The sequence below is a fragment of the Brevibacillus sp. SKDU10 genome (assembly GCF_001645205.1).
Classification (GTDB): Bacteria; Bacillota; Bacilli; order Brevibacillales; family Brevibacillaceae; genus Brevibacillus_B; species Brevibacillus_B halotolerans.
The window spans coordinates 32,748-44,435 of sequence record NZ_LSSO01000186.1 but is presented as its reverse complement, the minus strand read 5'-3'; the positions used below and the strand labels follow the sequence as shown (position 1 = coordinate 44,435).

The following is an 11,688-nucleotide window of genomic DNA, read 5'->3' as shown; positions in this document are numbered from 1 at the left end:
ATTAGATACGCTCCCCAATAAAGACGTAACCAGTTCCCCATTGTGTTTTAATAAATGTGCGATCGGTTTCTAGCTTTTCGCGCAGGTTCTTAATATGTACCGTAACAGTATTAAGTGAGCCATAACCATAGCCCCATACGCGATCATAGATTTGCTCTCGGGTAAAAACAATACCCGGATTCTCTGCTAGAAAGGTTAATAATTGAAATTCTTTTGTAGATAAATCAATTTTATTTTCCCCTACATAGACAGAGTAAGTTTCCTTATGAATTTCCAACCCTTTGAATTTTAAGATGGTGAGAGCTGAATTTCCGGCTTCCTTGTCTAGTTGTTCATTCTGGGCAGTTAATTTTCTCAAACGGTCATAGCGGCGAAGATGAGCACGGATGCGAGCCAACAATTCTTCTGTATCAAAAGGCTTGGTGATATAGTCATCAGCACCAATTTCTAGTCCTACAACTTTATCTACTGGTTTACCTTTTGCACTTAAGAAAATGATAGGCATTTCCCGTTCACGGCGAATTTGCGCGCATAGTTCATACCCGCTCATATGTGGCATCATAATATCAAGTAAAATGAGGTTGGGGGTTAGCCCGCTATCTAGCTTTGCAAGTGCTTCTTCTCCACTATTTGCATGAGAAACGTCAAAACCTTCATTCTCAAGAATATCTTGGAGCAGATCGACAATCTCTTGGTTATCGTCCACGACAAAAATATGATCTTTCAAGGGAGACCCTCCTAGTTTCTACGAAATGCAGTTATTTTCATCATATCATGGATAAGGGTGTATGGCACAATTAAATATAAGGAAAGATATAGTCTTATCATGTGAGCTGGTACTAATTACAGTCAGAAAAAGCCAGAGACTTATGTCCCTGGCTTTTGTATAAAAAGGTTGTGCTTCTTTTTCATCTTCAGTGAAAAAGATTTTAGTCTTCCATTTCTGGAATTGCTACACGTTTAGCGCCTACGTATTTTTTGCTCCAATAGTAGGGATCATCAAGGCTTGTCTTCGTTACTCCAATTCCTGTTTCCGAGTGAGCAAATATATTGTTTCCAATATAGATGCCTACGTGTGAGATGCTTCTTCCATTCGTGTTAAAAAACACTAAATCTCCTGGTTTTAGATCTTCTCGATCTACTGATTCCCCGATTTCAAATTGGGCAGAAGAAGAAGCTGGAAGTTTTGCACCTAAAGCCCCAAACACGTATCCGGTAAATCCGGAGCAATCAAAACCGGAAGTAGATTTACCGGCTGCTTTGTAAGGTACGCCATACAAAGGATTGATGGTCTTGTCTAATGAGTCGGAGGATGCGAATACAGAACCTCCACCTACGGCTAGTAATGCAGTCGTTAGTATGGAACACACAAACTTGCGCAACGAAAGAGCCCCTTCCTTTTAAGCCTCCGAGGTTAGCTGATGGGTTCGGTCGAAAGGTTTCCCTAAGCTGTTTTGAAAGAACAGCTATTCACCCCAAAGTATGGTTCCCCCGTTTCCATTGTCTGGAACTCGGCTAATTTTCGATTTTTTTTTACACAGAGAGATTAAATTCTACTTTCGTCGCGATTTCCCTTTTTTTTATATTAAAGTTCACCATTTCGACATATTTTCAAGTAATCTTTTTGGAGAATACCCGTCTTATCTATTTTTGATAAGAGTGACATTTCTCTTCTATTTTCTATTAGTAGAAACAAGGTGAAAATTTCTGTCGTTTCCTGTTGCTTTATCTAATTTTCTTATCCATGTAATAGGGTAATCTATCTTTCCTTTCAGGGATGGACATTCTCTCCGACTCAGGGCTGAGTCGAAAACCATCCGCTCGCCCGTTATAGATTATTTCAGGGTCGACTACAATAAGGTCATGAACAACAAGCGAATGAAAAAAGGAGGGAAAACACTTGCAAGGGCAATCCGGAAAATTATTTCTGGGGCTTACGCTGATTGTCGTAGGGGTACTGGTATTGCTTGACAAACTAGGGCTAGGAATCGACAGGTTAATCCCCATGTTTATCGCAGGACTGTTAATGGTCTATGGTTGCAAAAAGGTGTTAAGCGCTGGCTCAACAGGAAATAAAGGATGGGGAATATTTGTTTTCCTCTTCGGGCTATTAATGCTCTTAAATAAATTGAGCTTGCTATTTGGTTGCTTGCTAGCAATTGCGATCATCTACTTTGGATTTAAGCTTATGAAAAGCCAACGACATACGGCTCCGTATGAATCAACTCCATCGGTGTGGGAGAGAGAATGGGCACAAGGTGTATTGCGAGAAGATAAGCTAGATCGTTGGGAAAACGAGTTAAAGAAACGTCAACATAAGGATTTGTTTTGATTACAAAAACCAAAAAATGATAAACTCTAAGGAGGAATTCTAAAATGAGTATTTTTAAAAGACTGCGTGATGTAACGGTGGCTTCCGTAAATAATGCGATTGATTCCATAGAAGATCCGGTTGTTATGCTTACACAATACATGCGTGATATGGAAGCAGAGATTGGTCGAGTCGAAGTAGCGGTAGCTCGTCAGGTGGCTCAGGAGAAGAAATTCCGCCAACAATATGAAGAGGCGAATACTTTAGCAGCTAAACGCGAGCGCCAAGTGATGCTTGCTCTTACTGAAGGCGAGGACGAATTGGCTAGACGTGCTTTATTGGATCAGAAGACATATGAATCACGTGCACTCGAATTAAAAGAATTATTGGATTCGTCTAGTAATGCTGCTCAGCAAATGCGTGAAAAATTAGCTGAACTAAAAGAAGAATTCTATAAAATGCGTGCTAAAAAGTATATGTTAATGTCCAGAGCTCAAGTAGCCCGTACACAAAAACAAGTAAACTCTTATGTAACAGGCATAGGTGTTGAAAATGCGGCCCGCGGTTTTCATCGTATGGAGGAAAAAGTAATGCAGATGGAAGCGGAAGCTAGCATGAGCGGTATGTATGAGGACTCTGAATACCACCGTTCATTGAAAAAGCTGGACAAAAAAGACGAGTTAGATGATGAATTAGCAAAATTAAAGGAGAAGTTGGCAGGAAAATCCGCTGAAAACAGGGAAGAAATAGAGTCAGCAACAAAGAACTAGATATTATTACACACAGCAGCCCTGTTTAGGGCTGCTTTTCCCCTAGGAGGGTTTACTAGATGTCAGATTTACTTGTGTTTCTGAGACGCTTTGTCTCCCGACCGGGACAAGTAGGGAGCGTGATCCCCAGTTCGCGTTTTTTAAGTAGTCTAATGATGAAAAATGTTCCATGGGAGCAAGTAGGACATATTGCCGAATTGGGGCCAGGAACCGGTGTTTTTACACGTGCTATTCTTACACAGATGAAGAAGGATGCACGGTTTTTTATCGTGGAGCGTGATCCGCAATTCCAGCAAATGCTGCATCATCGTTTTCCTCAGGTGCCAATTTGCTCGGAAGCGGTAAGATTATCAGAGTATATGAATGAATTAAATATTCCTTCACTAGACGCTATTGTTTCTGGACTGCCATTTGCTGTTTTCCCTGAAAAGCTACGCAGTGATATCTTAGATTGTGTGGTAGAATCCCTTGAACCGGATGGGGTTTTTGTTACTTTTCAGTACTCCTTGCAACTGAAGAATGAACTGGAATTGCGGTTTTCTAAGGTAGATATTAAATTTACCCCGTTTAATATCCCGCCAGCTTTTGTATATGTATGTAAGAAAAGATAAAAATCAGTTGAGAGAGGAGTAGGCTTCGTTTGAAATTTTCTCGCGTAGAAAAAATGGTGGCAGGTACCATTATCATCTTTGTCGGTTTAGGCCTCTTCCTCAATAATTTAGGGCTGATTTTTTTCAGCATTTTTTCCTTATGGCCTCTGCTCTTTATTTTTTGGGGGTATCGATTTTGGAAAAGAGGAAGAAAAATTACCGGTGGTATCTTATTAACCATTGGTATTCTTAATATTTTTCAGGAATGGTTTGGTATTGCCATTCACAATTTGTTCGGCTTTATTTTTTCCATGTTCTTTATTTACTATGGCATTCGATTAATACGTCGTAAAGGTCGAAATCAGAATGATTTTGGCCAAGACTTTACTTATACGGAAGAGAAGCTGCAAGAAACAACCGCTTATTATCAATCAGCAGAAACAGCTAAGCAAGATGATCTCGATCTTGAAATGGATGTGTTACTAAAGGAGAGACAGCGGAAAAAGGCACAAGAAAAAATGCAGGCTGATATTCAGACACAGCCTACGGGTCAAAGCTTTTATACAGGCGAGCAGAATGATCAAAAGGCAAAGAAGGAGTCCTATTCACAGTTTGGGCCTAAGATTGAAGGCGAATGCTATTCTGGTTCTTATTATTCTGATACGGGGCCTGATGAACCAATTTCTGCTCAAGATGGCACGCATAGAGAACAGCGCAAATCTAGCGATAAATCCTTTCATAAGAGCTTTGATAAGACGTTTTACGATCACGTGCACATTCATAATCCACAGGATACACGTAGCTCGTTAATTGGTGATTATAAATTGATTTCTGGTCGTTTTGAGCTAAAAAATATGCGGATTTGGCAGGGGATCGGCGATGTGGTTATTGATCTGTCCCGCGCTGTCATTCCTGAAAAGGAAGGCACGCTAGTCATCAACGGCTGGATTGGAGATGTCACGATCTATGTTCCGGTCGATATGCCAGTGCAGGTGATGGCAGAGGTGACTATTGGAGAATTGGAAGTACTAGGCCATCGTCAAAATGGGATTACGCGTAAGGTGATGCTGTCCACTCATAACTACGCAGAAGCTACTGAAAAAGTAAAAATCATCATTTCGCTCTGGGTGGGCGATATTGATGTCAAGTACATCTGATGAGAGGGTGTACAGACGTATGAAACAATCCTATTCGACATTAAAAAGTATTCAGTGGCAGGCGGTTCAACAAGCGCTGTTCTGGACAAACAGCACGGTGTTGACGATGTTTGGTATTTTCCTATGGATCGGTCATTTTAGTAAGGATCGTCCGGAGGTCAATGAGTGGTTGGCTAAATATCTACATGTATCAGTGAACGTCGATTTTAGCTGGCGTATTTTCTTTTTTCAATTGGTTGTAGGATTAGTAGTGGCTACAGTTGTTGGGTTAGTCAGCGGTTATATCGCTGGCAATCTGTTAAAAAAGCGCCTGCATTCCTTATGGGAGGCGACGATGAATTTAGAACGCGGTATGTTATCCTATCGGGTACCGGAATTAGGCTCGGATGAGATTGGCGAATTGGGCTGGCAGTTAAATCGACTTGCAGCTAAATGGGAGGGGCAAGTGGCATCGTTACAGCGACTCTCCACGCATAATGCAGAATTGCATGATCAGGTTAAAGTTGCCGCGGTGACAGAAGAGCGCCAGCGGCTTGCACGTGAATTGCATGATGCTGTCAGTCAGCAGTTGTTTGCTATCGCGATGACCACTGCTGCTATCAAACGGTTAATTGATAAAAATCCGAGTCGAGCGGCACAGCAGATTGAACTGGTAGAGGAAATGGCAGCAGGAGCTCAGGCAGAGATGAGAGCATTATTGTTGCATTTGCGTCCGGCTACATTACAAAACAAATCACTGGGTGAAGCGGTTGAGGAGCTACTAGAAGAGTTGAAGATCAAACATACGTTGGATATTAATTGGGAAATCAGTAACATTGCCAATATCCCGAATGGTATTGAGGATCAACTGTTTCGCATTCTTCAGGAAGCACTATCCAACTCCTTGCGTCATTCCAGGGCACATAGCATTACAGTAAAATTATTCACGCTACAAGGGCATGTACGTTTACGTATTGCGGATGATGGTATTGGCTTTGATCCAGATGGAGAAAAAATGACCTCATATGGATTGGTGTCCATGCGTGAGCGGGTTGATGAAATCGGCGGTGCAATGGAGATTTACTCATCACCAGGCAATGGCACACAGATCGAAATACGCGTCCCGTTACTGCTGGACGTACACCCAAAAGGAGTAGATGGAGAGAATGATCCGGGTATTGTTAGTAGATGATCATGAGATGGTGCGTATGGGACTCGCTTCTTATTTATCCACAGAGGATGATATAGAAGTAGTAGGGGAGGCTTCAAGCGGGGAAGAAGGGGTACGTCTGGTTGAGGAAATGCAACCGGATGTCGTACTCATGGATTTGGTCATGGAGGGCATGGGAGGTATTGAGGCAACAAGGAAAGTTCGGGAAGTGTTGCCGCAGACGAAGGTTATTGTACTTACCAGCTTTATTGACGATGAGAAGGTATATCCAGTTATTGAAGCAGGAGCATTTAGTTATCTGTTAAAAACCTCCCGTGCATCTGAAATCGTAAAAGCCATTCGTTCCGCAGTAGACGGAGAGCCTGTATTAGAGTCACGGGTAGCCAGTAAGATCATGGCTAGGTTCCGTACAGGCGCGCAGACGCCGGCTCATCAGCACTTGACCCCTCGTGAGTTGGAGGTACTGTTGTTGATTGGGCAGGGAAAATCGAATCAAGAGATCGCGGATGAATTAATTATTGGCATTAAAACGGTAAAGACACATGTAAGTAATGTTTTATCAAAGCTAGGTGTAGAAGATCGAACACAAGCGGCAATATATGTCCATAAGCATCAGCTACAGTAATAAAAATAGGCAACCCACCAAAATCCGGAGCGAGTCTTCGGGTTTTTCTTTATATTACTTATCAAATAGGACTACTTAGGGTAATACTATAAGAATATGGAAAATAGTGGGGTTGGTCGCGTGAAAAAATTTATACCGAAGCGATCCAAATTCTTTACAGCAAATAACGGAGTAGATGTCATCGGAGATATACATGGTTGCTATGAAGAATTTATTGAACTGTTGTCGGTGCTCGGTTACACGTTCGATGCAAAGGATCAGCTATATAAACATCCTATGGGAAGAAAGATATTGTCACTAGGGGATATTACGAGTAGAGGGCCTGAATCACTTAAGCTGCTTGATTTTTTTATCAGGCATATTAAAGAAGGGCTAGCTGAGATGGTAGACAGCAATCATGGCTGGAAAATTGCACGTTGGCTAGATGGGAGAAGGGTCACGCTGGCGCATGGTGATGAGCTGGTGGAACAGGAATTTGCGCGTTACGAGGTGGAGCACAGTGCCCGACGCAATGCTCAATTTCGCTATGCTAGCTTGCAATTGCTCATGTCAGCACCATCTCATATTATTGTGAAATATCGAGGTAAAAAGGCCCTGGTTGCCGTGCATGCCGGTATTAAGGACAGTTATATTGGGGAGGATTCACCTGCTATCCAGAACTTTTGTCGATATGGAGACGTTGCAGGCTTAGGTCCAGATGGAAGGCCCATCCGCAAAGATTGGACGGTAGATCATTTATCGGATATGTTAGTCATTTGGGGGCATGACCCTCGCCCAGAGCCAGAACGCAGTGAGAGGCAAAATGCGATTAATATTGATCAAGGATGTGTGTTTGGAGGGAAATTAACCGCTTATCGTTTTCCAGAAGATGAGCTTGTCAGCGTTTTGGCCAAAACCAATTATTCCGGCTTGGAGGATACTCCTCTTACACGGTATGTGAAAAAGGAATAGCTGTATCTAAAAGCGAGCCAGTCAACTTTGGCTCGCTTTTAGACATAGTCTTCGTAGGAAGATTTTATATCGGAGGAATCATGAGATGGCTGAGCAGATACGTTAAAAGGTACTTCACTCGACGATTTGAAGCTAGTAGAAGACAGGCTGGCTGGATCGGAGGAGAGGCTAGAAGAAGGGGCTGAGGTGGAGTGCAGAGGCTGGTTCAATGCGATTTCAACTGATGTTTGCTGTTCTGTGGTAGGCTTATCTATTGGACTCTGTGCTTGTAAGTGTGCAACCTGTGATTGAGATGGAGTGAATGACTGCACAGAAGGCTGAAATGCTTCCTGGTCTTCTGACGAGAGGACAAGCGTTGTGGGATCAATATTATTCGACAACATCTTAGCATTTTGCTCGTTATTGCTCCAATCATTTTTGAGCTGTTGCATATGCTGTTGGGTGTTTTTCGTGGTGGAATAAATTCCTACGGCAGCTAGTCCAGCTGTAATTCCATGCATGAGTGAATCCTTCCAGATAAACGGTACAGGGCCGTATAACCAATCGTAGCCCAGCTTTAGTAGCAAAATAAAACCCAGCGTAGTCCAGGCTCTTAACTTCACAGGAATACGTAACCAGTCGGACAGAGTAGAGGTTGCCGCCATAGAGATGGCTATAATTGCACCAATGTCTAAGCTCATGGGAATGTCTCCTTTTATTTGATCATGCGAAAGCTATCATCATTTATTCATTACCTTTTCGTATAAACGACGCAGCACGATGGCTTCTGCCCATAATGGCAAAGGTTTATCAATGTTTTGCCGCCATTCCTCATTGGTCAAAATACCTTCCTGATAAAGCCAGTTAACGGCCTCTTGTTTCCAGTCATCAGGTGGTTCAGGCTTTGGTGAAGCGGTCGATGGGGGAGTATAAGGCAGATTGGTAAACTCACAAAAGCCACGAACAACGGCTTCTGCTAGCTCCTTCCACTTCGTATTTAAAAACTCACCATCTATTGGATTGTCTGCGAATCCATATTCGATTATGACCGTTTCCACATTTCCTGTGTCTCGATGCATAAAATAGTAATCAAGTTGGGGATTATTGGGAAGAGTACGCGTATAGATACGCCTTACAGGCATGCCGACTGTCTCAATTTCCTCGAAAAGAGTACGCGACATGGCTGAGGAGGCGTGAATAGAGTAGATTCCTTCTGCACCTCGACCGCCGCCTGAATTAATATGATTACAGAGACAATAACGTGCGCCGCTGTTGCGAACCGATGATGCACGCTGGTCGCTTTCAAGCGTTATATCTGTAGAGCGAGTAAGTAAAGCTGGAACATTTAATTCTAAAAAGCGTTGGTGCTGATAAAGGGAAATTTTTAAAACGAGGTCCTTTTCTTTAAACAAGCTGTTGGTTCCCCCTCCTGGATCAATGCCACCATGTCCAGGATCGATCACAACGAAAGCAGTCATTTTTCATCACCTCGGCACAGTATATGCAGGTCCTATCATAAAAAGTTATCCTCATTTCATACCGTACGACACAAATCTACATGGACAGGAAAGCTTCTTATGGTAAAATGGACGGGATAAGATATTAAAAAAGGATGGTAATGGAACATGTGGTACAACTGGGTTATTCCAATTGTTACGCTACTCTTAGGTTTAGCTGGTGGGTTCTATGGTGGAGTTCACTATCTTAAAAAGCAAGTAGCCAACATGCAAATGGATGAAAAGCAAATTCAAACCATGGCACGTTCTATGGGGATGAATTTAAATCAAAAGCAGCTAAAACAAATGAGCCGCAACATGAAAAACATGAAAATGCCGAACAAATTCCCTAAACCTAAATCAAAATAGGAGGGAAGTAGCTTGGGCTCCACGCGTATTCGCTTTATGATGTTAGGCTTTATCATTGGAGTCATACTGTTTTTTCTAAAAGATTTACCGACAGGATTTCGAATGGCAGCGCCTTTTTACGGTGCAGGTATTGGCCTATTAACGGACGGAATCATTGCCCGTATAAAGCAGCATAGGGACGGAAAATAACGGGGAGAACTGGTGCCCAATTAGCTAAAAATGCTTCAGCGATTAAACAGGAGAAAGTCAACCTGTTTTAGTAAAAAATTACGGCGTGTAACCACTAAGTGGTGCACGCCGTTTTGCTTGCTCTTATTTGATTATTAATTCATATACCATTTTTGTAATGAGAGAGACTGACACGATAAGAAACAGCGGGCGAACATAGCGAACACCAGTCATAACGGCCACGCGGGCACCAATAGTTGCGCCTAAAATCATGGCCAAGCCCATAACCAATCCAGTAGAAAAAAGAACTTTTCCATTCCAGATGAATACAGCAAGTGACGAGATATTGCTGGCTAGATTGAGGATACGACCGTTGCCAGCAGCGATTACAAAGTCATAGCCGAATAGTAGCACCATTAGGAAAATAAAGAAGGAGCCTGTGCCAGGACCGAAAAAACCATCATAGAAACCAATCAAAAGGGCAAATAAAATGCCCCAGCTAACCGTAAAGGTTGTGTACCCTTTAAAATTTGCTTCATGGCCAAACTTTTTGTTTAGCAGAGTATAAACAAAGATAAGACCCATCATAATAATAACTAGCGTGTTGAGAAAGCCTTGTGGAATATCTAGAACCGTTAGGGCACCTATCCAAGCGCCAATTAATGAAAAGGGTGTGAGAATCAACATTAGCTTCTTATCGAATTTCCCCATGCTAATGAAGGTGATCGAGCTGGTTAGGGATGAAAGGGTGCCAGCGAGCTTATTTGTTCCCAGCGCAAGATGAGGAGGAAGGCCTAACCCCAGCAAAGCAGGAAGAGAAATTAATCCGCCTCCACCAACGCAACTATCAATAAACGCAGCTAAAAATCCGATTAAAGCAAGTAAAACAATGGTTGATATGTCCAGTTCCATTTGAAAGTCAGACTCCTTTATTCAATTGCGAAATATTTGATAATGTACAGTTTATCATGAGTGATCGGGTTTGCAAGAGTTCGCGTTCAGTGAATGTAGGATGGATTACCTTACTATACTTTCAATACATTTTAGTTGCATTAATCCGGTCGTTTACGCTATAATTAAGGAGTAAAGCAAGAGTAAAGGAATTTTTACTTACATAAAGGAGGAGTTTTTGTAATGGCACATCAACTACCTGCACTACCATATGCAAACAATGCATTGGAACCACATTTTGATGCATTAACAATGGAAATCCACCATGATCGTCATCATGCTACTTACGTTAACAATTTAAACGCTGCTTTAGAAGCACATACTGATCTTCAAGGTAAAAGCGTAGAAGAATTAATTTCTAATCTGGATGCACTTCCAGAAGCTATTCGGACAGCCGTACGTAACAATGGTGGCGGACATGCGAACCATAGCTTATTCTGGGAAATCCTAAGCCCAAATGGCGGTGGAAACCCAACAGGTGCTATTGCTGATGCAATCAATGCTGCATTCGGTAGCTACGATAACTTTAAAGCTGAGTTTGCAAAAGCAGCTACAGGCCGTTTCGGTTCTGGTTGGGCTTGGCTAATTGTAGACGGTGATAAAGTAGCAATCACTTCCACTCCTAACCAAGATAGCCCAATTATGGAAGGGAAAACTCCTGTTCTTGGCTTAGACGTTTGGGAGCATGCTTATTACCTGAACTACCAAAACAAACGCCCAGACTACATCAATGCTTTCTGGAACTTGATTAACTGGGATGAAGTAAACAAACGTTTCGCAGCAGCTCGCTAATATATGGAATAAAGACAAAGGGTAGGCTCCTATTAGTCACATCTAATAGGTATGCTTACCCTTTTTTGTTGTCATGCTATAAAGAAAAGGCGGCTTACGCGTTAGTTATAAGCATGTGACGGATTGTCAATCATTGACTTAAAAAGTTTCCGCATAAACCCATTAATTTCGTTTGTTCTGCTCACATTTTTCGTATCTTTAAGATATAAATAAATCTAGAGGTTGGGTTTTGTTTCCTCGTCCCAGTATGACGAATTTTTTAGGTGATCCAATACCATGTAAGTAGTGTGTAACATCCTCAGAAAGAACTGACATACAAATTTTAATAAAGAAACGGTTTAAAAGGCTTTCCCAAAAATCAGAGCCTTGCATTCCTACA

At 42.0% G+C, this 11,688-nt stretch carries 14 protein-coding genes, 2 pseudogenes and 1 riboswitch; of the genes and pseudogenes, 11 read left to right on the top strand and 5 right to left on the bottom strand.

What is annotated here, in order from left to right:
- Position 1: 1 nt before the first annotated feature.
- Positions 2-727, bottom strand: coding sequence for a response regulator transcription factor (locus AYJ08_RS18015; RefSeq protein WP_064018868.1), 726 nt, complete (start codon positions 725-727; stop codon positions 2-4).
- A gap of 202 nt (positions 728-929) precedes the next feature.
- Complete coding sequence (locus AYJ08_RS18010) at positions 930-1,382, bottom strand: C40 family peptidase (protein ID WP_064018867.1); 453 nt, start codon at positions 1,380-1,382, stop codon at positions 930-932.
- Between the two features lie 6 nt (positions 1,383-1,388).
- Positions 1,389-1,527: riboswitch (cyclic di-AMP (ydaO/yuaA leader) on the bottom strand.
- Positions 1,528-1,900: 373 nt separating this feature from the next.
- Between AYJ08_RS18010 and AYJ08_RS18005 the strand changes: the two genes are divergently transcribed.
- The 8 genes and pseudogenes from AYJ08_RS18005 to prpE all read left to right on the top strand — a co-directional run bounded on the left by AYJ08_RS18005 (position 1,901) and on the right by prpE (position 7,554).
- Positions 1,901-2,332 carry a LiaF transmembrane domain-containing protein gene (locus AYJ08_RS18005; RefSeq protein ID WP_064018866.1) on the top strand — a complete coding sequence of 144 codons (432 nt, stop codon included), beginning with the start codon at positions 1,901-1,903 and terminating at the stop codon, positions 2,330-2,332.
- Positions 2,333-2,376: 44 nt separating this feature from the next.
- A complete protein-coding gene (locus tag AYJ08_RS18000; RefSeq protein ID WP_064018865.1) occupies positions 2,377-3,081 on the top strand; it encodes a PspA/IM30 family protein in 705 nt (234 codons plus the stop codon).
- Positions 3,082-3,140: 59 nt separating this feature from the next.
- Positions 3,141-3,692 carry a class I SAM-dependent methyltransferase gene (locus tag AYJ08_RS17995; protein ID WP_064018864.1) on the top strand — a complete coding sequence of 184 codons (552 nt, stop codon included), beginning with the start codon at positions 3,141-3,143 and terminating at the stop codon, positions 3,690-3,692.
- Positions 3,693-3,745: 53 nt separating this feature from the next.
- Positions 3,746-4,021 (top strand): annotated as a pseudogene (locus AYJ08_RS25065) (LiaF transmembrane domain-containing protein); the annotation flags it as partial.
- 519 nt (positions 4,022-4,540) lie between these two features.
- Positions 4,541-4,828 (top strand): annotated as a pseudogene (gene liaF / locus AYJ08_RS25060) (cell wall-active antibiotics response protein LiaF); the annotation flags it as partial.
- 19 nt (positions 4,829-4,847) lie between these two features.
- Entirely contained in the window at positions 4,848-5,999 is a 1,152-nt protein-coding gene (locus tag AYJ08_RS17985; RefSeq protein WP_064018908.1) for a HAMP domain-containing sensor histidine kinase, read from the top strand.
- Positions 5,974-6,603: a response regulator gene (locus AYJ08_RS17980; RefSeq protein ID WP_064018862.1), complete on the top strand. Its 630-nt coding sequence runs from the start codon at positions 5,974-5,976 to the stop codon at positions 6,601-6,603. The genes AYJ08_RS17985 and AYJ08_RS17980 overlap by 26 nt, the downstream gene beginning before the upstream one ends.
- Before the next feature lie 96 nt (positions 6,604-6,699).
- The gene (gene prpE / locus AYJ08_RS17975) at positions 6,700-7,554 is read left to right on the top strand and encodes a bis(5'-nucleosyl)-tetraphosphatase PrpE (protein ID WP_064018861.1); all 855 of its coding nucleotides are present in this window, start codon (positions 6,700-6,702) and stop codon (positions 7,552-7,554) included.
- A gap of 38 nt (positions 7,555-7,592) precedes the next feature.
- Here the strand turns inward: prpE and AYJ08_RS17970 are convergent, their stop codons facing one another.
- Together AYJ08_RS17970 and AYJ08_RS17965 are read right to left on the bottom strand one after the other, a co-directional pair.
- Complete coding sequence (locus tag AYJ08_RS17970) at positions 7,593-8,234, bottom strand: hypothetical protein (protein ID WP_064018860.1); 642 nt, start codon at positions 8,232-8,234, stop codon at positions 7,593-7,595.
- A gap of 39 nt (positions 8,235-8,273) precedes the next feature.
- Positions 8,274-9,011: an N-acetylmuramoyl-L-alanine amidase gene (locus AYJ08_RS17965; protein ID WP_064018859.1), complete on the bottom strand. Its 738-nt coding sequence runs from the start codon at positions 9,009-9,011 to the stop codon at positions 8,274-8,276.
- 147 nt (positions 9,012-9,158) lie between these two features.
- Here AYJ08_RS17965 and AYJ08_RS17960 point away from each other — a divergent pair, with 147 nt between their 5' ends.
- Both AYJ08_RS17960 and AYJ08_RS24100 read left to right on the top strand, forming a co-directional pair.
- Positions 9,159-9,398: a YneF family protein gene (locus AYJ08_RS17960; protein ID WP_003335431.1), complete on the top strand. Its 240-nt coding sequence runs from the start codon at positions 9,159-9,161 to the stop codon at positions 9,396-9,398.
- Between the two features lie 12 nt (positions 9,399-9,410).
- Entirely contained in the window at positions 9,411-9,587 is a 177-nt protein-coding gene (locus tag AYJ08_RS24100; protein ID WP_022585652.1) for a hypothetical protein, read from the top strand.
- Between the two features lie 123 nt (positions 9,588-9,710).
- On the opposite strand, the gene AYJ08_RS17955 is transcribed toward AYJ08_RS24100, so the two are convergent.
- Positions 9,711-10,478: a TSUP family transporter gene (locus AYJ08_RS17955; protein ID WP_031411854.1), complete on the bottom strand. Its 768-nt coding sequence runs from the start codon at positions 10,476-10,478 to the stop codon at positions 9,711-9,713.
- 222 nt (positions 10,479-10,700) lie between these two features.
- Here AYJ08_RS17955 and AYJ08_RS17950 point away from each other — a divergent pair, with 222 nt between their 5' ends.
- The gene (locus AYJ08_RS17950) at positions 10,701-11,309 is read left to right on the top strand and encodes a superoxide dismutase (RefSeq protein ID WP_064018858.1); all 609 of its coding nucleotides are present in this window, start codon (positions 10,701-10,703) and stop codon (positions 11,307-11,309) included.
- Positions 11,310-11,688: the final 379 nt, after the last annotated feature.

Bases quoted from the DNA above. Each gene is read 5' to 3' on its own strand.
- AYJ08_RS18000 (WP_064018865.1), top strand. From the start codon at position 2,377: ATGAGTATTTTTAAAAGACTGCGTGATGTAACGGTGGCTTCCGTAAAT.
- AYJ08_RS17995 (WP_064018864.1), top strand. From the start codon at position 3,141: ATGTCAGATTTACTTGTGTTTCTGAGACGCTTTGTCTCCCGACCGGGA.
- AYJ08_RS17985 (WP_064018908.1), top strand. From the start codon at position 4,848: ATGAAACAATCCTATTCGACATTAAAAAGTATTCAGTGGCAGGCGGTT.
- AYJ08_RS17980 (WP_064018862.1), top strand. From the start codon at position 5,974: ATGATCCGGGTATTGTTAGTAGATGATCATGAGATGGTGCGTATGGGA.
- prpE (WP_064018861.1), top strand. From the start codon at position 6,700: ATGGAAAATAGTGGGGTTGGTCGCGTGAAAAAATTTATACCGAAGCGA.
- AYJ08_RS17970 (WP_064018860.1), bottom strand. From the start codon at position 8,234: ATGAGCTTAGACATTGGTGCAATTATAGCCATCTCTATGGCGGCAACC.
- AYJ08_RS17965 (WP_064018859.1), bottom strand. From the start codon at position 9,011: ATGACTGCTTTCGTTGTGATCGATCCTGGACATGGTGGCATTGATCCA.
- AYJ08_RS17960 (WP_003335431.1), top strand. From the start codon at position 9,159: ATGTGGTACAACTGGGTTATTCCAATTGTTACGCTACTCTTAGGTTTA.
- AYJ08_RS17955 (WP_031411854.1), bottom strand. From the start codon at position 10,478: ATGGAACTGGACATATCAACCATTGTTTTACTTGCTTTAATCGGATTT.
- AYJ08_RS17950 (WP_064018858.1), top strand. From the start codon at position 10,701: ATGGCACATCAACTACCTGCACTACCATATGCAAACAATGCATTGGAA.